This is a genomic window from uncultured Merdimonas sp., assembly GCF_963929015.1.
Classification (GTDB): Bacteria; Bacillota; Clostridia; order Lachnospirales; family Lachnospiraceae; genus Merdimonas.
Genome location: NZ_CAWVHE010000003.1, coordinates 272,575 through 292,708 on the forward strand (window position 1 = coordinate 272,575; position 20,134 = coordinate 292,708).

At 46.9% G+C, this 20,134-nt stretch carries 22 protein-coding genes, 1 tRNA gene and 1 pseudogene; 21 read left to right on the forward strand and 3 right to left on the reverse strand.

Features of this window, described 5'->3' with window-relative positions; translation table 11 throughout:
- Positions 1-200 precede the first annotated feature (200 nt).
- The 8 genes from ABGT54_RS02090 to ABGT54_RS02125 all read left to right on the forward strand — a co-directional run bounded on the left by ABGT54_RS02090 (position 201) and on the right by ABGT54_RS02125 (position 8,575).
- Positions 201-686 (forward strand): ABC transporter permease subunit, encoded by a 486-nt coding sequence (locus ABGT54_RS02090; RefSeq protein WP_346662629.1) that lies wholly within the window; start codon positions 201-203, stop codon positions 684-686.
- Positions 687-1,463, forward strand: a complete 777-nt coding sequence (locus ABGT54_RS02095) for an ABC transporter permease (RefSeq protein WP_346662630.1) — start codon at positions 687-689, stop codon at positions 1,461-1,463.
- Positions 1,442-2,218: an ABC transporter ATP-binding protein gene (locus ABGT54_RS02100; RefSeq protein ID WP_346662631.1), complete on the forward strand. Its 777-nt coding sequence runs from the start codon at positions 1,442-1,444 to the stop codon at positions 2,216-2,218. The genes ABGT54_RS02095 and ABGT54_RS02100 overlap by 22 nt, the downstream gene beginning before the upstream one ends.
- Positions 2,215-2,964 (forward strand): ABC transporter ATP-binding protein, encoded by a 750-nt coding sequence (locus ABGT54_RS02105; RefSeq protein ID WP_346662632.1) that lies wholly within the window; start codon positions 2,215-2,217, stop codon positions 2,962-2,964. The genes ABGT54_RS02100 and ABGT54_RS02105 overlap by 4 nt, the downstream gene beginning before the upstream one ends.
- A gap of 15 nt (positions 2,965-2,979) precedes the next feature.
- Positions 2,980-4,506, forward strand: coding sequence for a sulfatase-like hydrolase/transferase (locus ABGT54_RS02110; RefSeq protein ID WP_346662633.1), 1,527 nt, complete (start codon positions 2,980-2,982; stop codon positions 4,504-4,506).
- 34 nt (positions 4,507-4,540) lie between these two features.
- Positions 4,541-5,644, forward strand: coding sequence for an anaerobic sulfatase maturase (locus ABGT54_RS02115; protein ID WP_346662634.1), 1,104 nt, complete (start codon positions 4,541-4,543; stop codon positions 5,642-5,644).
- Positions 5,645-5,753: 109 nt separating this feature from the next.
- On the forward strand, positions 5,754-6,902 hold the full coding sequence (locus ABGT54_RS02120) for an SLC13 family permease (protein ID WP_346662635.1): 1,149 nt from the start codon (positions 5,754-5,756) through the stop codon (positions 6,900-6,902).
- A 20-nt stretch (positions 6,903-6,922) separates the two neighbouring features.
- Positions 6,923-8,575 carry a DUF885 family protein gene (locus ABGT54_RS02125; protein ID WP_346662636.1) on the forward strand — a complete coding sequence of 551 codons (1,653 nt, stop codon included), beginning with the start codon at positions 6,923-6,925 and terminating at the stop codon, positions 8,573-8,575.
- 1 nt (position 8,576) lies between these two features.
- Here ABGT54_RS02125 and ABGT54_RS02130 read toward each other — a convergent pair whose 3' ends face one another.
- Both ABGT54_RS02130 and ABGT54_RS02135 read right to left on the reverse strand, forming a co-directional pair.
- The gene (locus ABGT54_RS02130) at positions 8,577-10,064 is read right to left on the reverse strand and encodes a M56 family metallopeptidase (protein WP_346662637.1); all 1,488 of its coding nucleotides are present in this window, start codon (positions 10,062-10,064) and stop codon (positions 8,577-8,579) included.
- Complete coding sequence (locus ABGT54_RS02135) at positions 10,065-10,439, reverse strand: BlaI/MecI/CopY family transcriptional regulator (protein WP_346662638.1); 375 nt, start codon at positions 10,437-10,439, stop codon at positions 10,065-10,067.
- 194 nt (positions 10,440-10,633) lie between these two features.
- On the opposite strand from ABGT54_RS02135, the gene ABGT54_RS02140 reads away from it, so the two are divergent.
- The 3 genes and pseudogenes from ABGT54_RS02140 to ABGT54_RS02150 all read left to right on the forward strand — a co-directional run bounded on the left by ABGT54_RS02140 (position 10,634) and on the right by ABGT54_RS02150 (position 12,155).
- Positions 10,634-10,704: transfer RNA gene (locus ABGT54_RS02140), tRNA-Trp, on the forward strand.
- A 77-nt stretch (positions 10,705-10,781) separates the two neighbouring features.
- Positions 10,782-11,336, forward strand: a pseudogene (locus tag ABGT54_RS02145) (glycosyltransferase family A protein); the annotation flags it as partial.
- A 372-nt stretch (positions 11,337-11,708) separates the two neighbouring features.
- Complete coding sequence (locus ABGT54_RS02150) at positions 11,709-12,155, forward strand: GNAT family N-acetyltransferase (RefSeq protein ID WP_346662911.1); 447 nt, start codon at positions 11,709-11,711, stop codon at positions 12,153-12,155.
- On the opposite strand, the gene abc-f is transcribed toward ABGT54_RS02150, so the two are convergent.
- Positions 12,137-13,612 carry a ribosomal protection-like ABC-F family protein gene (abc-f, locus tag ABGT54_RS02155; protein ID WP_346662639.1) on the reverse strand — a complete coding sequence of 492 codons (1,476 nt, stop codon included), beginning with the start codon at positions 13,610-13,612 and terminating at the stop codon, positions 12,137-12,139. The genes ABGT54_RS02150 and abc-f overlap by 19 nt on opposite strands.
- Positions 13,613-14,179: 567 nt before the next feature.
- On the opposite strand from abc-f, the gene ABGT54_RS02160 reads away from it, so the two are divergent.
- From ABGT54_RS02160 to ABGT54_RS02205, 10 genes are all read left to right on the forward strand, one after another.
- Complete coding sequence (locus tag ABGT54_RS02160; RefSeq protein ID WP_346662640.1) at positions 14,180-14,596, forward strand: helix-turn-helix transcriptional regulator; 417 nt, start codon at positions 14,180-14,182, stop codon at positions 14,594-14,596.
- 210 nt (positions 14,597-14,806) lie between these two features.
- Positions 14,807-15,520, forward strand: coding sequence for a hypothetical protein (locus ABGT54_RS02165; RefSeq protein WP_346662641.1), 714 nt, complete (start codon positions 14,807-14,809; stop codon positions 15,518-15,520).
- Positions 15,501-15,731 (forward strand): hypothetical protein, encoded by a 231-nt coding sequence (locus ABGT54_RS02170; RefSeq protein ID WP_346662642.1) that lies wholly within the window; start codon positions 15,501-15,503, stop codon positions 15,729-15,731. Before ABGT54_RS02165 ends, ABGT54_RS02170 begins: the two co-directional genes overlap by 20 nt.
- A gap of 26 nt (positions 15,732-15,757) precedes the next feature.
- The gene (locus ABGT54_RS02175) at positions 15,758-16,135 is read left to right on the forward strand and encodes a DUF5655 domain-containing protein (protein ID WP_346662643.1); all 378 of its coding nucleotides are present in this window, start codon (positions 15,758-15,760) and stop codon (positions 16,133-16,135) included.
- Between the two features lie 32 nt (positions 16,136-16,167).
- Positions 16,168-16,674, forward strand: a complete 507-nt coding sequence (locus ABGT54_RS02180) for a hypothetical protein (RefSeq protein ID WP_346662644.1) — start codon at positions 16,168-16,170, stop codon at positions 16,672-16,674.
- Positions 16,675-16,769: 95 nt separating this feature from the next.
- The gene (locus ABGT54_RS02185) at positions 16,770-17,012 is read left to right on the forward strand and encodes a GNAT family N-acetyltransferase (RefSeq protein WP_346662645.1); all 243 of its coding nucleotides are present in this window, start codon (positions 16,770-16,772) and stop codon (positions 17,010-17,012) included.
- 140 nt (positions 17,013-17,152) lie between these two features.
- Entirely contained in the window at positions 17,153-18,049 is an 897-nt protein-coding gene (locus tag ABGT54_RS02190; protein WP_346662646.1) for a DUF3658 domain-containing protein, read from the forward strand.
- Between the two features lie 211 nt (positions 18,050-18,260).
- A complete protein-coding gene (locus tag ABGT54_RS02195) occupies positions 18,261-19,208 on the forward strand; it encodes a hypothetical protein (protein ID WP_346662647.1) in 948 nt (315 codons plus the stop codon).
- A gap of 31 nt (positions 19,209-19,239) precedes the next feature.
- Complete coding sequence (locus ABGT54_RS02200; RefSeq protein ID WP_346662648.1) at positions 19,240-19,614, forward strand: DUF3795 domain-containing protein; 375 nt, start codon at positions 19,240-19,242, stop codon at positions 19,612-19,614.
- Positions 19,615-19,690: 76 nt separating this feature from the next.
- On the forward strand, positions 19,691-20,122 hold the full coding sequence (locus tag ABGT54_RS02205) for an SRPBCC family protein (RefSeq protein ID WP_346662649.1): 432 nt from the start codon (positions 19,691-19,693) through the stop codon (positions 20,120-20,122).
- Positions 20,123-20,134: the final 12 nt, after the last annotated feature.

Sequence of the window (20,134 nt, forward strand, 5' to 3'; positions counted from 1 at the left end):
GTACCGTCTACGATGCTTCCTTCCCCCGCCAGGGTCGTTGAGGACCCTGGGGGAGAAGTGGACCCAAAAAAGTCCGGACGGTTCAACGCTTCCGCAGCACATCCTGTCCAGCCTGCAGGTTTCAGGAATGGGATTTTGTCTGGGCATGCTCTTTGGGATCCCGCTGGGAGTTGTCATGGCCTGGTGGAAGCGGGCAGACTATGCGCCTAAGCCCGGTGTTTGATTTCGTCAGGACAATCCCGCCGATCGCATGGATCCCGATCATGATCGTTATGCTTGGCATCGGCCTTCTGGGAAAAGCGTCGATCGTATTCCTGTCGGCCTTTATCCCCTGCGTGATCAATTCTTATACGGGGATCAAAGCGACCAAAAATGTACATATCTGGGTAGCACAGACGTTTGGAGCCTCTCATCTGCAGATTCTTTTTAAGGTGGCGCTGCCGACGGCTCTGCCCTATATTTTTACAGGACTTAAAGTATCTTTGAATTCTGCCTGGGCGTCCCTTGTGGCTGCAGAAATGCTGGGGTCGGCAAGTGGGCTTGGATACATGATCCAGATGGGACGCCTGCTTAGCCGGGCAGACCTGATCGTAGCCGGTATGGTAGTGATCGGCATTATCGGGACAATCCTCTCGGCGGTTCTGGATCTGCTGGAACGTATCATGGTAAAAGGGGAGGTGCGGTAAATGAAGGACAATAAGCTGAAGATGGTGATTTACGGCGCTTCTACATTTCTTATCCTTTTATTGCTGTGGCAGTTTCTGGCTATGCGTTCGGAGTCCCAGATCGGATTTCCCACTCCGGTGGATGTGATCCAGAGATTCCTTTATATCCTGACTCATGAAGTCGGGACATACACTGTGATCGGACATACGCTGCAGAGTCTGCGCCGGGTTGTGGTAGGATATATGCTGGCCTGTGTGATCGGTGTTGTCCTGGGGCTTACCATGGGGTGGTTCCCCTATATCCGTGCGATCTTTAAACCGGTGTTCGATCTGTTAAGACCGATCGCTCCGCTGGCGTGGATCCCGCTTGCAATCCTGTGGTTCGGGATTGATGAAGCTTACAAATATTTTCTGATCTTTATTGCGGCATTTGTACCATTTACGTTAAATGCTTACAGCGGCGCGGTCCGGGTGGACAGACAGCTGATCGGAGCGGCAAAGATGCTGGGAGCTTCCGGAAAACAGGTCTTTTTCAAGATTGTGGTGCCATCGGCGGTTCCCTCTATTTTTTCCGGGGCCCAGGTGGCTTTGTCCAATGCCTGGATGACCATGCTGGCGGCGGAAATGGTCCGGTCATCAGAAGGTGTAGGTTGGCTGATCATTGCGGGACAAAATGTCAATGATATGACGCAGATGATCGCCGGAATGCTGGCAATTGGAATTGTAGGCTTCCTTCTTGCAAAAGGAATGCGGTTTCTGGAGAGGAGGTGCCTAAGATGGAACAATCAGGGAAGGTAAAGATAGCCTGCCGCAATGTGGGGAAGGCATTTCCTACAAAAACAGGGGAGTTTCAGGTTTTGAAAAACCTAAGTTTTGATGTGAAAGAAAATGAGTTTCTGGTTCTTTTCGGGCCGGGGCAATGCGGGAAAACAACACTTCTTTATATGCTGGCCGGACTGGAGACCTGTTCGGAAGGAGAAATCTTACATAACGGAAATCCGGTAAAAGAGCCGGATCCTTCCCGGGCAGTGGTGTATCAGACCATGGCGCTTTTCCCCTGGATGAGCGTCTGGAATAATGTGGGATTTGGCCCGAAGGTGCGGAAAGTAGAGAAAGAAAAATGTGACAGAGAAATCCAGCGTTTTATTGATCTGGTAGGTCTGACCGGATTTGAAAAAAGTTATCCGGTCCAGCTGTCAGGCGGTATGAAGCAGCGGGTGGGGATAGCAAGAGCCTACTGCAGCGATCCGGATGTTCTTTTGATGGATGAGCCTTTCGGACATCTGGACGCCCAGACCCGGTATATGATGCAGGAGGCGCTGGAACAGATCTGGCAAAGCGAGAAGCGAACCGTGGTATTTGTGACGAATAATATTGAAGAAGCCCTGTACCTGGCGGACCGGATCATATTAATGTCGGACTGCCCAAGTCAGATCAAAGAGGAGTATAAGATCAGTCTTCCCAGGCCGCGCAGCCTGGTGGACGAGGAATTCCTGCGTCTTAGGAAAGAGATCACGGAGCGGATGAACAGCAAGGACGGAAAAAGGAGATGAGGCATTTGAATGAGAAAATAAAAGTACAGGTGTCAAATCTGACGAAAAGTTTTGGAGATTTACTGGTTCTTAATAATGTCTCGTTTGATGTATACGAAGGAGAGTTCTTGTGTATTGTCGGGCCGACAGGATGCGGAAAGACGACTTTTTTGAACAGCCTGACACATCTCTATGAGCCGACTGCAGGAGAGATCTTATTTGAGGGAGAACAGGTAAATTTACGCAAACATAATATTACTTATATTTTTCAGGAATATTCCGCCATGGAGTGGCTGACGGTCCGCCAGAACGTGCGGTTTGGGCTGGAAATAAAGAAAAATTACAAGGAGATCGACAAGAAAGTGTCGGACGCGCTGGAACTGGTGGGACTAAGTGATTTTGCAGACTATTATCCCAGACAGCTTTCCGCCAGTATGCTCCAGCGGGTCGTGATCGCCAGAGCATTTGCTACGCAGCCGGAGCTTCTTCTGATGGACGAGCCTTATGGACAGCTGGATATCAACCTGCGGTTCAGGCTGGAAGATGAAGTGGTAAGACTGTGCAAGCAGACCAATACGACGGTGATTTTTATCACGCATAACATTGAAGAAGCCGTATATCTGGGAGACCGGATCCTGGTACTGACCAATAAGCCCACTTCGATCAAGGAGATCGTAACTGATGATCTGCCCAGACCCAGAGATATTGCGGATCCCCGGTTTGTTGCCATGCGAAACCGGATCACAGACCTGATAAAATGGTGGTAGAAAGGGGACGAAAGAATGAAAGAATCCAAAAATGAAAGACCAAATGTATTGCTGGTTGTAACAGATCAGCAGCGTTTTGATACCCTGGGGTGTTATGGGAATCCATATGTAGACACGCCGAATCTGGACCAGTTTGCCAGAGAGGGTGTATTGTTCGAGCGGGCTTACTGCCAGTCCCCGGTCTGCACTCCCAGCAGGGCGTCTTTTCTGACAGGACGTTATCCGCGGACGACCAGGTGCCGGGCAAACGGGCAGTCTATGCCGCCGGAAGAACGGCTCATATCGAAAGTTCTGGCAGAACACGGATACTACTGCAGCCTGGCAGGAAAACTGCATCTGGCGCCCTGCGGCCCGACGGCATGTCCGATCATGGAAAAAAGGATTGATGACGGATTTGTAGAGTTTCACTGGGCCCACAATCCTTCCGGGATTGGCAATGCAGGCCTTCCGGAATCGGGAGGTACATACTGGAGTGGAAATGAATACAGTCACTGGCTGTTTAAAAGGGGTAAAAAGTATCAGTATCCGGATTTTGACGACATGGGTTACGTTAAGATCGGCATGGAGGAAGAGGATCATTTTACAAAATGGTGTATAGACCAGGCGATAGACTGGATCCGCTACGCTGCGGAAGAAAAGAAGGAGATGCCGGATTTCCAGAGTCCGCCATGGTTTTATAATATCAACATCTTTGATCCTCATCATGCTTTTGATCCGCCAAAAAGACTTCTGGATAAATATCTGGAAAGGATCGATCGACTGCCGCTGCCCAAATATATTCCGGATGAACTGGCAAAGAAGACCATTTTCCAGAAGCAGGATCACGAAAGTGCGTACAACAACCGGGAGACGCCGCATCATTTCTCTTTTGATGAGATGAGTGAATATGAGCATAAGCTGATCAAGGCGGCGTATTATGCCATGGTGGAGATGATCGATATCCAGTTCGGACGCCTGATGGATACACTTAGGGAAACCGGAGAAATTGATAATACGATCGTGATATTTACTTCTGACCACGGAGAGATGCTGGGAGATCATGGCATTTATCTGAAAGGGCCGTATTTCTATGAGGGACTCTCCCATGTGCCGCTGATCATTTCCTGGAAGGGGCATTTTATGGAAAATGTAAGATTCCGTACGCTGACTGAGCTGACGGATCTGGTCCCCACGATAGAGGAGCTGTGTCTTGGCACAGTAGAGCCCGGCGTGCAGGGAATCTCTCTTGTGGATATCCTGACCGGTAAAAAGCCGGAGTCTGAGCACAGAGACAGTGTTTACTGTGAGTATTATGAAGCGATGCCCTGGCACAGACAGCCGGAAGCATACGGAACCATGGTATATGACGGAAGGTATAAGCTTTCCAGATATCATACTTCCCGGGAAGGAGAACTGTATGATATGGAGACAGATCCGGATGAATTTGTGAATCTCTGGGACGCGCCGGAATATCAGGAGGTGAAGATCCGTATGCTGGAGCTTCTGGCCGACCGGATGGGAGGAACAGTAGATCCCCTTCCGCTTCCGACCGATAAGTGGTAGTCACGATATACAGGGCAGAAAGAAGGAATGTCGTATGCCGCCAATGAATATTTTGATAAAACCTGCGTCCGGACTGTGCAATCTACAGTGCGACTATTGCTTTTACTGCGATGAGAGCGCAAAAAGAGCACAGGCTTCCTATGGTTTTATGAGCGAAGAAACCTTGCGAAATATCATCAGAAAGACCATAGGGCACGCAGAAGGGAGTATCACCTACGCGTTCCAGGGAGGAGAGCCTACGCTTTGCGGGATCCCTTTTTTTAAAAAGGCTGTGGAACTGCAGAAACAGTACAACCGAAATCACATAGAAGTCCGCAATACTCTGCAGACCAACGGTTATCTGATAGATGAAGCGTGGTGTGAATTTCTAAAAGAAAATCATTTTCTGGTGGGGCTATCTGTGGACGGAGTAGAGGAGACACATGACTGCTTTCGGCATACAAAGGAAGGAAAGCCGACCTATCAAAGGATTGAGCAGGCGGCAGAACAGATGGATGCTTATGGGATCGACTACAATATCCTGACCGTTGTCCATAAAAAAGTGGCGCACAGGATTGAGGAGATTTACAGAGATTACCGGAGACACCGGTGGGAATATCAGCAGTATATCGCCTGTCTGGAGCCTCTTGGAGAAGGGCACGGAAAGACGGCATATGGACTGACGCCCAAGGAATACGGGGAGTTCCTGATCCGTTTGTTTGACCTTTGGTATGAAGACTGGGAAAAAGGGCGGGCGCCCCATATCCGGAGACTGGAAAACTATTTTCAGATACTTACCGGGACGGTTCCGGAATCCTGTGAGCAGATGGGGCACTGTGGATCGCAGATCGTAGCAGAGGCAGACGGCAGCGCCTATCCCTGTGACTTTTACGCATTGGATGCGTATTGTCTGGGAAATTTTAATACGGACAGACTTGGGGATCTTGAGCTGGAAAGGAAAAGAATCGGATTTCAGGAAAGATCCAGAAACATCTCTGATAAATGCAGAGAGTGTAAGTTTTACTTTATCTGCCGCAGCGGCTGTCACCGGAACCGGGAGTATCATGCGGAAGCCGGCGGGTATGAAAATTATTTCTGTGAAGGATATCGGATGTTTTTTGAAAAACGTCTGGAAATTATGGATCGCATGGTCCGGTAAACCAAAGAATTTCTTGTGTTTCAGCAATATTTGGTGTATATTGATAAGGGATCAGGCCCGCCGCTTTGGCGGGCCTGTTTTCGGGGAAATTATGCACGGAGGCAGAAAAATGAGGATTCTTAAAAATATATGGAAGAATGAAACGGTATGCTGCATCGCCTTTGTTCTGGCGGTGGCTTCTGCTTTTCTGGTGACGCCGGATAAGGAGTATTTTGCATACCCGGATTACCGGACCATTGCCCTGTTGTTCTGCCTGATGATTATTGTGGCAGGGTTTCAGTCTAAAGGCGTCTTTGCCCGGATCGGGCATTTCCTCTTGAAGCGGGCGGGGAGCATCCGGGCGTTGTCGGCGGTGATGGTGCTGCTGTGCTTTTTTTGCAGCATGGTCATTACCAATGATGTAACGCTGATCACTTTTGTGCCTTTTACCATGCTGGTGTTCCGTATGATCGGGGAGACAGACCGGCTGGTGAAGCTGGTGGTGCTGGAAACCATTGCAGCTAATCTTGGAAGCATGGCCACGCCTATCGGGAATCCTCAGAATCTGTATCTGTATTCCATCTCCGGACTTGGCATGGGGGAATTTGCTCTGGCAGTCCTGCCTTATGCCGGACTGTCCCTGGTGCTGCTTATGGCAGCAGTAGTAGCGGGAAGGGACGAACCTTTGATGGACCTGGAAATGCGGGAAAAAAAGAAAAAATCAGGAGTAGAAATTGTAAAAGAAATTTTTCCGTTTCTAATCCTGTTGATTTTATGTCTTTTGGTTGTGTTTCATGTGTTGAATTATATTCCGGTGCTGCTGTTGGTAATCGTGGTGATCGGGGTGGTCAATAAACGGCTGTATCTTGAGGTGGATTATTTTCTGCTTCTGACTTTTTTGTTTTTCTTTGTCTTTGTGGGAAATATGAAGAGAATCCCCCTAATCAGCGACCTTTTGATGGATCTGGTGGCGGGCAGGGAACTGCTGACCGGAGTACTGGCAAGCCAGGTGATCAGCAATGTGCCGGCGGCCATTTTGTTATCTGGGTTTTGCGAGGATTTTTCTGCTTTGCTTACCGGAGTGAATCTGGGCGGTCTGGGGACCTTGATCGCATCTCTTGCCAGCCTGATTTCCTATAAGATTTTTACCCGGGAGTACCCAGAGAGCAGGGGGCGCTTTCTGGCAATCTTTACATTTTGGAACTTGTTGTTTTTACTCCTGTTGCTGGGAGCGGCAGCAGGAATAAGAGGGAGGATATTCCCTGGAATAGATTTCTGATTGAAAGGAGGAGCAAAGATATGACAGATCCGAAACTTACACAGATGTACCGGGAGCTGGACCGGGACTGCGCCTGTTTTGCAAGGAGGTTAAGCGGGGAGACACAAGGGGTATTTGTGCCGGATCCGGAAAGTGAAGCACAGATGAGGACTGAGCTTGCCGGACTTCGGAGGCGGCAGCAGGAGCTAAAGGAGCCTGATCGGGTCTATGCACTGGTCAGACATCATATGGGGGATTTCCTGGATGCCCAGGGGTTTGAACTGGAGGAGGCCTGCAATCATCCGGAGAAGCCATATCTTCGCAGCTTTGAAAAGATTGAGGCGATCTCCAGACTAAGCCGGAAGCCGGATGAGGAAAGGGCAAAGGACGCAACGTCCCTGCTGAAAGAGCTGTGTGGGAAAAAAGAGATTTTCCTTAAACTGATCCTGGAACGTCATTCGGAAAAGGGACGAAAGGAAACAGCCTCGGCGCTTCATAAGACCAGGAGCCGTCTGGAAGTACTGGACCGGGAGATCACCGGTTATTTTCCGGAATTTGCAGAAGCACAGCAGGAGATGTTGCAAAATGCGCTGCGACAATTCTGTGAAGCGCTCAAAGAGATGGAAGAAGAACTGGAAAAATCGGTTGGACAAGAATCAGAATCCGAGGCAGAGGAAGACTTTAACAGGACAGTAAAAATGAAAGAGAAAGAATACCGGACCCTTCTCGAAAAACGGCTGGGCGTTTCCTTTGAGGAGCTTCTTGCCTGGCACCGGGAAGAGATCGAAAAAACCCGGGCAGAGGTGTTCGCAATTGCCGGAAGTCTGGACATCTCTGATCCCGCGCCAAAAACCATGGAAGAAGTGGTAGGAATCCTCAATCTGTATGAAGGGGCCTGCAAAAGTCCGGAAGAGATGTACCGGCGGGCAAATACTTACCTGAAACGGACCAGGGCGCTGGCTCACGAATACGTCCGGCTTCCGGAGGACGAAAGCTGTGTCTGCGTGGAAGCGCCGCTGTCCTGTATTGATTCATATCCCTGGGGCGGTTATGAAGGAGGGGATTTTTCCGTCCGCCCACTGCGGGGACAGATGTTTTTGAACCAGTGTAATTATGAAAACATCTCGGATGGCTGGATCCGCCTGAATGCGCTGCATGAGGCTTATCCGGGACATCATGTACAGTATATCCGGGCAGAGGTAGATGAGACGCCGGAAACAGTGAAGATTGGAGCCAAGCTGGTGCCCCTGTTGGAGGGAACCTGTCTTAGAACAGAAAAAGCCTTTGCATTCATTTACGGGGAAGATCCCTTCTTCCCGTTATTTGTAGCTTATCGGAGGCATCATGCATCGGTTCGGATCTATGTGGACCTGCTGCTCTTTTATTATGGCGGAACTATTGGGGATGCCGTAAAGGTATATCAGGAGGAGCTTGGTTTTGAACAGGGAACTGCCCGCAGGCAGGTGGAAGGACATCTGAACGGGCCGGGATATTTTACCTGTTATTATTACGGCATGAAAAAGATCTGCCAGTGGGAAAAGGAATATGGATACACGAAGAAGGATTTTACCGAACTGTTATTTTCGGCAGGCTATCTTAGTATAGAATGTTTCCATGAACTGGCGGCTTTGACAAAAGAGGAACAGGAACGGTATTTCCATGAATTTTCCAGTCTGAAACAGACAGCCCGGTAATTTACCGGGCTGTCTCTATCTCTTCCCAGTCAACGGGGAAGGTTACATGGTACTGCCTGGAACTTAGCTTATGATCGACCACTTCGTAGATCGTCAGGCAGTCCTCTGTTAAGAAAAAGGACTGGCCTGTTTCCGATAAAATGCCGTACAAAGTCGGAGTATCCGCGGTGCTTGCTTCGCCGTAGCTTGTCAGGTATGTTTCCATCTCCAGTTCACTCAGGAACCGGGAGACGGATTCCGGGTCCGCAAGAGGGATCTCCGCTTCCGGATGATCTGTCCCTTCCGGATAAAAGCTGGCTTCTGCAATGTCTGCACTGGTCAGCCCTGTCACTTCCGTCATCTTTCCACGGTCTGTGGAAAGATTTACATTTCCCATTAACAAACTGCTAATTATAATTGTAAGGAAAAGCAGAGGAAGGCCCAACCTCTTTTCTCTGGCAGAAACTGTGGATTTCAGCCGGTAGCAGAGTGTCTTTGCAGAAGCGGAGAGACAGGTGGTGTACCCCCTGCTGTCGCCGGCAATGGAGAGCAGAAGTTCTGCATATTTTTTCCGGGTAGAAGGGTCGGCGTCTTTTAAAACGATCTCGTCGCAGGACAGCTCCAGATCTTCTTCTGCTTTTTTCACTGCCAGCCAGACCAGCGGGTGGAACCAGCCCAGGGCATTGACAAACCCCAGGAAAAATTTGGTGTGGGTGTCGTGCCTCTGGATATGGTGGAGTTCATGGGAAAAAATAAGCTCCATTTCCTCTTCGGAATAATCCCGTTCCGGAAGGTAGGTTATCCAGTTGGAACGGTACATGCCGATGGTCAGGGGCGTGCGGATCATGGAACTGAAGCGAAGTCCCAGAGGGCGGGTCAGATCTCCGATCTCCAGATCACGCTTTACCCGGGCCCAGATAGCGAGAATTTCTAAGTCTTCCACAGGATGGGAATGTGTTTTCAGCATTCTGGAAAAGCGAAGATGGGAGAAAACCTGCCAGGCAAAGAGCAGCGCGAATCCACCAAGCCAGACCAGAAGAAGGGTATAGATAACGGCGCGAGGCACGTAAAAAACAGGTCTGACCGGCAGGGGAAGGTGATCATAGTTGTAAATAACAGTTGGCTGATAAAACAGGAAGACCGGTATCACCCAGAATGTGGCGCAGGTTCTGGCGGTGTATCGGGTCCGTAAAGCAGGCAGCAGAAATAACACCAGGACAAAATAGACGCTGATAAAGAAAAACAGATCTACGCCCAGACTGAAGATGTAGCCCCGGCTTTTCTCCCATCCGAAGAACAGAAGGCACAAGCTAATGTAAAAGACGATGCAAAACGGGAGGACCAGAGGATCCAGAAAGACAACAGTATTGTTGTCGCTTCGAACCCCCCATAGCGGTCCCTTTCGTCCGTGTTCGGCATTCCAGGTGCTTTTGAGAGATCCTGTCAGTGCAAAACCAAGAAATAAGGCCCAGAACAGGCGAAACAGGAAAAAAAGCATGAAGTCGGTCATTTAGAACACCTCCTTTTCCAGCATTTTCCGCAGTTCTTCCAGATCCTCTTTGTCAATTCCGCTGTCGCACAGAGCAGTAGCGAATCCGGTTACCGATCCGCCAAACATCCGGTCCAGGAAGGAGCGGCTTTCTGACGCCAGGTAATCTTTCTGCTCGATCAGAGGGCGGTAGAGATTGGTCCGCCCCTCTTTTTCCAGCGACAGAAATCCTTTCTCACACAGGCGGGTCAGGAGAGTCAGGATGGTCGTGGGGGCAAGAGGATGGATCTTTTCCAGCGCCTGCTCAATGGTCATCCGGGATACGGGCGCAGGTTCTGCCCAGATGATCTGCATGATCTCCAGTTCACTTTCCGGAAGATGAGTCATTTTCTTCATCAGGTGTCGCCTCCCTTCATTTCTATTTGAAAATTAGGTTTGAAAACAAATTCTACATCTGTAGAACTATTATATTCTACAGATGTAGAAAAGTCAATTCGGAAGGATAAGAATTGTTTTGATAAGTTTTAGAATTTGTGATTGACAAATCCTCTCCGGATATGGTATAAATATCTAGTGCAATAAATGCATACAGGGGATTGGTCAAGTGGTATGATAGGGGTCTCCAAAACCTTTGGCGGGAGTTCGATTCTCTCATCCCCTGCTAGAAAATCCCGGGAAGCCGATAAAAAAGGCTTTCCGGGATTTTTTGATTTTGAAAGATAAAGGACATGATTCGATATGAAAAGAGATATTGAGGCAGTTATCACCAGTTATAATCAGGGGACTATGATCCTGGAAGCGGTCCGGTCCGTATGCAGTCAGACCCTGCTTCCTGAAAGAATTATTATCGTTGATGACGGATCAACAGATAAAGAGTCACTTGCTGTGTTGGGAGAGATGAAAAACAGTCCGGATTTTCCTGTCCCGGTTATCATACAATTTCAGGAGAATCAGGGAGTATCGGCTGCAAGAAATACAGGAATCCGCTCAGCCCATTCTTCCATGGTGCTGGTTCTTGATGGAGATGACCGGATTGAAAAAGAATATATAGAAAAGGTGTATCATTTACTTTTGGAACATCCTTCTATGGTAATTGCCTCCTCCTGGATGCATACATTCGGAACGCTGGATGCGATCGTGCGTCCTTCGGGCGGCAATATCGTACCTTTTTTATCCCACAATTGCTGTCCGGCAACCCATATCCTTCGCAAGAAAGCGTTTGAACGGTGCGGAGGGTATGATGAATCCATGCGGTCAGGATTTGAAGACTGGGATTTTTTCCTGAGTATGCTGGAAACCGCACCGGATGCTCATGCGGGGATTGTTGAAAAACCGCTGATCCAATACCGGACGTCACCAGTGTCTGCAAATATAAAAAGCATGGAAAAGCGGCGTGAACTGATGCACTATCTTGTACAAAAGCATTTTGAGAGTTACCGCAGTAATCTTGCGGATGTGCTTCTGGATATGGAGGCAATATCCGGCTTCAGATTGTCCGGCTGGGAAAACGAGATGGTGTATTCAATAGAAAAGGATCAGGAACTAAGCGAATCTGCGAAGGATTTCATGAGGAATCCGTCGTATGGGGACGGGGGAATGGCTGCGGCTGTCCGGATCGCATCTGCCTGGGAACCTATCAGCTTACGGAAAGGGAATCATGAAAAAATGCAGCTTCGGGAATATATTCCGTCTGATGTTGATCAGCTGGCAGAATTGTTCTACCAGACGGTTCACAGTGTCAATGGAAAAGACTACTCCACAGAGCAATTGCATGCATGGGCAAACGGGGAAGTGGACCTGCAGGAGTGGAACCGCTCGTTTCTGGAACATTACACGGTTGTGGCGGTTGAAAATGACAGGATCGTAGGATTTGGGGATATCGACGAATCCGGCTATTTAGACCGGCTGTATGTTCATAAGGACCACCAGAGAGAGGGGATTGCCTCGGCGATCTGTGACAAACTGGAGCGTCAGGCCGGAAAGCAGACCATTACAACCCATGCGTCTATTACGGCCAGACCCTTTTTTGAACACCGGGGCTACCGGGTGATCAGACAGCAAAAAGTTGTAAGAAGCGGGATAGAGTTGACAAATTATGTGATGGAGAAATAAACGGTCCTGGTTGCTATATTCTTCCTGAATGCGAGATCATGTTCTACAAAAATCATGGTTGGAGAGAATTCTTCTATCAGTTTCTCGATCTGCATGCGGGAGTAAATGTCGATATAGTTCAGCGGTTCATCCCAGACATACAGGTGCGCCTGCTCGCAAAGGCTTCTGGCGATCAGCACTTTTTTCTTCTGACCCGCTGAAAAATCCTCCATTTTCTTTTCAAACTGTATGCGTGAAAAATCCATTTTCCGCAAGATCGCCTTAAATAAACTTTCGTCTATCTGGCTGGTTTTTGCAAACTCTGACAGAGAACCGTTCAGCATGGAAGTATCCTGCGGAACATAGGACAGGATCACACCGGAACCGATTGCAACCGTGCCGCGATGTTCGGTATGCTGACCGGTCAGAAGTTTTAGAAGGCTTGTTTTTCCGGAACCATTTTTCCCGTCCAGAGCAATGCGTTCTCCTTGTTTCACGGAAAAGGAAATGGGCAGGCAGACATCTTTGCCGTCAAAAACCGGCACAACATCCGAGAAAGTCACTAAGGTATCTGCATGGTAGAGCAGCGGGACGATCTTCAGATCTTCTGCAGTCTCCAGATTTTTGAGAAGGTGGGATTTTTCCTCAATTGCACGTTGCTGCCGTATCTGGACAGACTTTGAGCGCTTCATCATTTTGGCGGACTTGTGGCCGATATAGCCACGGTCAACCGGGCCGTTTCCATATTTGGAAGCCTCCATCCGGTCTGACCAGGCGGACGTTCTTTGAGCGGATTTTTGCATAGTAGCAATGCTTTTCTTTAGTTTTTTATTTTGAGCGAGTTCAAATCCCTGCTGGCGCTGGAAGTTGGTGAACCAGGTGGAAAAGTTCCCTTTTTGCACTTCTATGTCTGACCGGTTGATGGACAGGATATGGTCAACACAGCCATCTAAAAAACAGCGGTCATGGGAGACCAGGATGAATCCTTTTTTTCGTTTCAAGTATGCGGAAACGGTTTCCCTGGCTTTCATATCCAGATGGTTTGTCGGCTCATCGATCAGTAAAAAGTGGCCACTATTCAGAAACAGTGCGGCAAGCAGCACTTTGGTCTGCTCTCCGTTGGACAGTGTAAAAAATGGCCGCCAAAGTGCATCTTCACGGACTTCCAGATAGGACAGTTCTCTCAAAAGTTCCCATTCTTCTGCTAGCGGGCACACTTCCGAGAGAATGTCTGTGGTGAGTCTGCCCTTGTTGCTGACAGGATATGGAAAATAGTCAAATTGTACAGAAGCCTGTACTTTCCCCTGGTATTCGTATTTTCCAAGCAGGAGATTCAGGAAAGTGGTTTTCCCTCTGCCGTTTCTTCCAATAAACCCAAGTTTCCAATCGGTATCTATCTGAAAACTGACATTTTCAAAAATATTGTCATAGCTGGATGGATAGGCAAAGGTAAGGTTTTCCACCCGGATCATCGACATATTGCATTCCTCCTTCGCTGTATGGATAAAGAAATTAAAAAAGAGTTGCAAGAAAGTCATTTCCTGCAACTCGTCATAGCATAACAGTATCACCTGTATCGAGAGTGATAGAATTACAATATATCGAGAAAATAGATGGTTCACTTTCTTGCAAATGGACGCAATAGCACTGTAAAACACAGCATCCATGTATCATTCAATTATCTGCAAGAAAAGTTAATCATCTTTTCACCCCTATCTTACTGTTTATGTGTGTCAGTGTAGCACAAAGATGGTGGCAAGTCAAGAATGACGGGTTGTACAGAATGACGGGTTGTACAGAATGACGGGTTGTATCGCGAACTATTTACAGAAATGATTCGGCTATATATATGGTGTGGCATCCCTTATCCCAGAAAGAAAATGCAAGAATGGCATCGGAATGGTATAATAGACGAAATAGTTTACCATGCTGTGCTAAACTGCAGGTAAACTACCAGTCGGGGAAAGGAAACCGGCAGTCGGTTGCGTTCCATAAGCAGAGAATGTTAACATGCAGTCATCAAAGCAAAGGAGGAGTGAACACATATGAGACAACAGACATTTGGAACGATGATCACAGCGCTTCGAAAGGAACAGGGAATGACCCAGCTTGAGCTTGCAGAGAAAATGGGAGTTACAGACAAGGCCGTGTCAAAATGGGAGCGGGATCTGTCCTTCCCTGATATAAACAGCCTTCCCAAGCTGGCGGAGATCTTTCATGTCTCGGTAGATGAACTGATGCAGGTGAAAACGGATACAAAGGGAAATGGAGAAGAGAAGCATAAAACCGTTGAGATCGTGGATCTTGCGTTAAAGGGCGTCGCCCTTGCGATGGGAGTTGCGGTTGTGGTTCTTTCTATCCTTAATGAGATTGAAAGTGACAGCGCCGTCCGCATGCTTGGAATTGGGCTGGCCTGTCTGGCGGTCGCGCAGCTGGCGCAGAAGAAAGATGGCAGGGAATAGATTTGTCTATTCTGCCATCTTGTTTTTTAAGAGCTTATCTACTATAATGAACAAACAATCAATGGGAGGGTTCTTCTTCCCGCAAAGGCCGGATTTTCGGCTGTCCATTTTATATTCGGCGGTTTCCGCCATTTTATTCCAGACTTTTTTTGAGCTCACTTAAAGGTTGCAACGGTTTGTTTTGTTTTTTATAATGAAAGGAGAAAATCAATGATGCAACAATTTCATACTCAGGAATATCCTGCTGCGAACCGTAACTACAAGGATCGCCTGTTTCGCTTTGTGTTTAATAACAAGAAGGATCTTCTGGATCTTTATAATGCGATCAACGAGACGAACTATGACAATCCTGAAGAACTGGAAGTCAACACCCTCGAAAATGTTCTGTACCTTTCTATGAAGAACGATTTGTCCTTCCTGATTGATGCAGAGCTGAACCTGTATGAGCACCAGAGTACTTACAATCCCAACATGCCTATGAGGGGGCTTCTGTATTTTGCAGGCGTTTACAACAGACATATTTCCAGCCGTGAGATCAATATTTACAGCAGTTCACCTAAAGTATTTCCTTTTCCCCAGCACATCGTGTTCTACAACGGGACCCAGGAGGAACCGGACCGGAAGATTTTAAAACTGTCAGATCTCTTCCAGCGGCCAACCGGGGAGAAAGAGCCCTGCCTGGAATGTCAGACACTGATGTTGAATATCAATTATGGGCATAACCGGGAATTGATGAAAAAATGCAGACGTCTGGAGGAATACGCCATCTTCGTGGATACCATCCGGAAGAATCAGGCGAAAGGGCAAGATCTGCAGGAAGCAGTGGAAGGGGCGGTGGAAAGCTGTATTGCCGGCGGGGGTCCTGGCGGATATCCTGAGATTGCAGAAAGCAGAGGTGGTACAGATGGTACTGGAAGGATTTGACCAGGAAGCATACGAAAAAGCCATGAAAAAAGAGGGTTATGAGGATGGATATCAAGATGGTAAAAAGGAAGAGCAGGAGCGGGGAATCGGTGGCTTGATCCGTTCTTTGAAGGAATTCGATATTCCGAAGGGGCAGATTTTGCAAAAACTTCAGGACACCTATCAGCTTACGGAAGAGGAAGCAATGGGTTATATAGAGAAAAATTGGTAGATGAGATGTGATGGAGAAACAGACAGATGGATACAGCTACACTTTTGTTTTTTGAACAGCAGCCGGAAGCGCTTCCACTGTATGAAGCATTTGCAGGCGCAGTTATGGATCAATATCCGGACACGAGGATCAAGGTGCAGAAATCACAGATATCCTTTTCAAACCGGTATCTCTTTGCCTGCGTATCTTTTGCCCGGGTAAAAAAGAAGAAAGAGCTGCCAGATCCCTACCTTGTGATCACGCTTGGCATGCCTTATCCGCTGGAATCTCCCCGGGTGGCCGTGAAGACAGAACCTTATCCGGGGCGGTGGACGACGCATATCGTGATCGGATCAGCAGATGAGGTGGATGAAGAACTGCTGGGCTGGGTAGCAGAGGCGTATACCTTTGCGAATGTGAAATAAAAGTTTCCACAGAAAAAGACGGAGTGAGATTTTTGGAAAGCAGCAGAAGAGAAAAAGGAAACAGAACTTTTTACATAGTGGTAGGAATTATTATACTGGTTTTGCTGTCATTATATACGCTATTTATGATGTGGGTAGGCGGCGGGTATCTTGAAGAAGGGATGGCAGGCTATATCACACATATAGTGAAAAGAGTAATTCTTATCATAGTAGCGGGAGGATTGCTGGTTTATTCTTACCGGAGGATAGAAAGCCGGAAAGGTGCTTTGCTGTGGCTTCTTTTTCTCTGTATTTCGCTTTTTTTCTGTTTTATTTTTTTAAGAAATATAATCCTTGACATTCCATATATTTCAAAGCCAGAGTGTACGCGATTGCGGGTTATCTCATGGGATGTTGATACGGAAATGGACTATTATATCCCCTATAAGATAGAAGGGCTGGATGAAGATGGAAAAAAGCGGCGGTTCACAGTGAACAAGAGCACATACAAACGATACAGCGGGGAGGATAGTATAAACACAGCGGGGAGGATAGTATAAACACAGCGGATGTAATGTATCTGCCTCGTACGAGAGTTGTAATGGAACTTGATATGGGGGATGCTGAGACAGAAGAATAAGGTTTCTTTGCTTTTATGGGGATTGACGGCAGAAAGCTGGAAATGCTGTTTCTTGCGCCTGAAGAGCGGGACAGGGGATTAGGAAGAATGTTGCTGGAATATGGCATTACAGAATATGGCGTCAAAGAACTGACTGTCAATGAGCAGAATCCACAGGCAAAAGGATTTTATGAGCATATGGGATTCCGGGTTCGGGAAAGGTCAGAGATTGACGAGCAGGGGAATCCGTACCCCATCTTGTTTATGGAATTACAATAGCCTGGAATTGGCAGTCGCAGATAAAGGATCTGATGGAACATTTTATCACTTCGCAACTATGGGTTGACGCATTTCCAGGCTTAGATGGGGGCTTTGCAACGGGTCTTATTGTTACAATGATACCAAACGAGGAAACATATATGATTGAAGTATTATTTGGAGAAAGCGAAGCAGCCTCCATGAAAGCTGCAAAAACTAAGGTAATATTGGGGCATATAAGTGGACCAACATCGGTATGGAAGTCAGGGGAAAAAACACCGCCAGAGAGACCTTTTACTGGTTGGGTAGAGGGGACGGCGGAAGAAGTGATCTGCCTTGGTTTTATGCTGGACATTGGTAATATCAAAGAGGCTGTAGACAGTCAGTACCGGAAACATCTGATTTATTCCATGTACGCACAAAATCAATATGGTAAGAATCCGGAAATAGATGAAGAACTGAAATTGACAGGGGAAGTTTACGCGAATGAATTATTGCGTTTGAGAAAGTATCTCGAAGATGGAGAGATAATCCGGATATGGTACAGCGATGCGCCCTATTCCAGATGTGGTTTTTATAGTCTGTGTCAGATGCTGAAAAACTATAAGAATGAGATTCATGTTGTAAAACTTCCGGAATACGTAGTAAGAAAAACGAGTGTTATTTCATACAGAAACTGGGGCGAAGTCTCGGCAGAGGAATTTGCGTGGTTCCTTTCCTATGAAAGGATACTGACCAAAGAAGAAGTGGGGATATATGCGCTGTTATGGGCAGAATTAACAGAGGATAACAGCCCGCTCAGAGCTGTGATAAATGGAAGAATTACCGGTGTTCAAGAAGATTTTTATGATTTTTTGATATGGAAAAAACTTACATATAAACCGGTCAAAGAGGCAAGATTGATAGGCGATATTCTTGGGTGTTTTCAGATAGGTATGAGCGACTGGTGGTTTGCAAAGCGAATCGAATATTTTATTTGGCAGGATAAAATTAAGGTATTGGAGGATTCCGAAAATAAATATGCAAGAGTGATTTGTAGAGCAGATGGCAGAGGATAGATTTGTCTATTCTGCCATCTTGTTTTTTGTGAATCTTTCCACTATAATGAACAAATAATCAACGGGAGAATTCTTTCTCCACAAAGGGCCGGATCTTCCGGCTGTCAATTTCTTATCCGGCGTTTTCCGCCATTTTATTCCAGACCTTTCTTGAGCTCACTTAAAGGTTGCAACGGTTTGTTTTGTTTTCTATAATGAAAGGAGAAAATCAATGATGCAACAATTTCATACTCAGGAATATCCTGCCGCGAACCGTAACTACAAGGATCGCCTGTTTCGCTTTGTGTTTAATAACAAGAAGGATCTTCTGGATCTTTATAATGCGATCAACGGGACGGACTATGACAATCCGGAAGAACTGGAGGTCAACACCCTGGAAAATGTTCTGTACCTTTCTATGAAGAACGATTTGTCCTTCCTGATCGATGCAGAGCTGAACCTGTATGAGCACCAGAGCACTTATAATCCCAATATGCCTATGCGGGGGCTTCTGTATTTCGCAGGTGTTTATACCAGACACATTTCCAGTCGTGAGATTAATATCTACAGTAGTTCGCCCAAGGAATTTCCCTTTCCTCAGCACATTGTATTCTACAATGGAACCCAGGAGGAACCGGACCGAAAAATTTTGAAGTTATCAGATCTCTTCCGGCGGCCAAACGGGGAGAAAGAACCCTGCCTGGAATGTCAGACTCTGATGTTAAACATCAATTACGGGCATAACAGGGAATTGATGAAGAAATGCAGGCGTCTGGAGGAATACGCCATATTCGTGGATACCATCCGGAAGAATCAGGCGAAAGGGCAAGATTTGCAGGAAGCAGTGGAAACGGCGGTGGAAAGCTGTATTGCCGGCGGGGTTCTGGCGGATATTCTGAGAGCGCAGAAAGCAGAGGTGGTACAGATGGTACTGGAAGGATTTGATCAGGAAGCATATGAGAAAGCCATGAAAAAAGAGGGTTATGAAGATGGCTATCAGGAGGGAAAAGAAGACGGCTATCAGGAGGGAATCGAACAAGGAATCGAGCGGGGAATCTGTGGATTGATTCGTTCCCTGAAGGAATTCGACATTCCGAAGGAGCAGATTTTGCAAAAACTTCAGGACACCTATGAGCTTACAGAAGAAGAAGCCAGGGGTTGTATAGAGAAATATTGGTAGACTGATAACCTGGAAGCTGAGGAGGAACTTTATGAAACGGGAATTAGGAATTGCCAGATGTGGCCTTGCATGCTGTTTATGCACAGAGAATCCGGAGTGCAATGGATGTGGATCAAACGGCTGCCCGGATAATGATTCTTGTGAGAATAAAAAATGTTCAATTGCAAAAGGGCTGACACATTGTTATGAGTGTGAAGAAGATTGCAGAAAAGGATTATTGAGCAAAATTAAGCCATATACATTTAGTCTGTTTGCCAAAAAGTATGGAGAGGAAAAGCTTCTGGATTGTTTGGAGAGAAATGAGAAAAATGGTGTTGTGTATCATCGAGAGGGTATAAACGGGGATTACGATGACTTTGATGATGTAGAACAGTTAATGAATTTTATCTTAACAGGAGCGCAATAGCCTGATGTTGAAGCTTTTATGAAAAAAACGGATGTGAAAAGAGTTTACATACGATTGATTTAAGGGGGAAGCAAAAATGGCGGTTTCAAATATAAAAGCGCTGATTCCCGTCGAACTTCACACAGTGTGGGATTTTGTTTTGGACATTGAGAATTACGCTGCCTGGAGAAGTGACTTGAGTAAAACAGTAGTTATCAGTGACAGGCAATTTATCGAATATACTAAAGACGGATATCCTACGACCTTTACCGTGACGCTTGTTGAGCCATACAGACGATGGGAATTTGATATGGAAAACAGCAATATGACAGGCCATTGGACTGGCGTTTTTACTGCCAAAGGAAGTGAAACAGAGATAGATTTTACGGAGCAAGTGGAAGCGAAGAAATTATTAATGAAACCCTTTGTAAAGTCTTATTTGAGAAAGCAGCAGACACAGTTTGTTGCGGACATAAGAAAAGCATTGGGCGGCTTATATCCACTATCTCCGGATTTACAGAAAATTTGAAGAAATAGAACA

What these genes read in the sequence shown, in the direction of transcription:
- ABGT54_RS02090 (WP_346662629.1), top strand. Translation starts at nt 201, where the DNA reads ATGCGCCTAAGCCCGGTGTTTGATTTCGTCAGGACAATCCCGCCGATC.
- ABGT54_RS02095 (WP_346662630.1), top strand. Translation starts at nt 687, where the DNA reads ATGAAGGACAATAAGCTGAAGATGGTGATTTACGGCGCTTCTACATTT.
- ABGT54_RS02100 (WP_346662631.1), top strand. Translation starts at nt 1,442, where the DNA reads ATGGAACAATCAGGGAAGGTAAAGATAGCCTGCCGCAATGTGGGGAAG.
- ABGT54_RS02105 (WP_346662632.1), top strand. Translation starts at nt 2,215, where the DNA reads ATGAGGCATTTGAATGAGAAAATAAAAGTACAGGTGTCAAATCTGACG.
- ABGT54_RS02110 (WP_346662633.1), top strand. Translation starts at nt 2,980, where the DNA reads ATGAAAGAATCCAAAAATGAAAGACCAAATGTATTGCTGGTTGTAACA.
- ABGT54_RS02115 (WP_346662634.1), top strand. Translation starts at nt 4,541, where the DNA reads ATGCCGCCAATGAATATTTTGATAAAACCTGCGTCCGGACTGTGCAAT.
- ABGT54_RS02120 (WP_346662635.1), top strand. Translation starts at nt 5,754, where the DNA reads ATGAGGATTCTTAAAAATATATGGAAGAATGAAACGGTATGCTGCATC.
- ABGT54_RS02125 (WP_346662636.1), top strand. Translation starts at nt 6,923, where the DNA reads ATGACAGATCCGAAACTTACACAGATGTACCGGGAGCTGGACCGGGAC.
- ABGT54_RS02130 (WP_346662637.1), bottom strand. Translation starts at nt 10,064, where the DNA reads ATGACCGACTTCATGCTTTTTTTCCTGTTTCGCCTGTTCTGGGCCTTA.
- ABGT54_RS02135 (WP_346662638.1), bottom strand. Translation starts at nt 10,439, where the DNA reads ATGAAGAAAATGACTCATCTTCCGGAAAGTGAACTGGAGATCATGCAG.
- ABGT54_RS02150 (WP_346662911.1), top strand. Translation starts at nt 11,709, where the DNA reads ATGCAGCTTCGGGAATATATTCCGTCTGATGTTGATCAGCTGGCAGAA.
- abc-f (WP_346662639.1), bottom strand. Translation starts at nt 13,612, where the DNA reads ATGTCGATGATCCGGGTGGAAAACCTTACCTTTGCCTATCCATCCAGC.
- ABGT54_RS02160 (WP_346662640.1), top strand. Translation starts at nt 14,180, where the DNA reads ATGAGACAACAGACATTTGGAACGATGATCACAGCGCTTCGAAAGGAA.
- ABGT54_RS02165 (WP_346662641.1), top strand. Translation starts at nt 14,807, where the DNA reads ATGATGCAACAATTTCATACTCAGGAATATCCTGCTGCGAACCGTAAC.
- ABGT54_RS02170 (WP_346662642.1), top strand. Translation starts at nt 15,501, where the DNA reads ATGGTACTGGAAGGATTTGACCAGGAAGCATACGAAAAAGCCATGAAA.
- ABGT54_RS02175 (WP_346662643.1), top strand. Translation starts at nt 15,758, where the DNA reads ATGGATACAGCTACACTTTTGTTTTTTGAACAGCAGCCGGAAGCGCTT.
- ABGT54_RS02185 (WP_346662645.1), top strand. Translation starts at nt 16,770, where the DNA reads ATGGGGATTGACGGCAGAAAGCTGGAAATGCTGTTTCTTGCGCCTGAA.
- ABGT54_RS02190 (WP_346662646.1), top strand. Translation starts at nt 17,153, where the DNA reads ATGATTGAAGTATTATTTGGAGAAAGCGAAGCAGCCTCCATGAAAGCT.
- ABGT54_RS02195 (WP_346662647.1), top strand. Translation starts at nt 18,261, where the DNA reads ATGATGCAACAATTTCATACTCAGGAATATCCTGCCGCGAACCGTAAC.
- ABGT54_RS02200 (WP_346662648.1), top strand. Translation starts at nt 19,240, where the DNA reads ATGAAACGGGAATTAGGAATTGCCAGATGTGGCCTTGCATGCTGTTTA.
- ABGT54_RS02205 (WP_346662649.1), top strand. Translation starts at nt 19,691, where the DNA reads ATGGCGGTTTCAAATATAAAAGCGCTGATTCCCGTCGAACTTCACACA.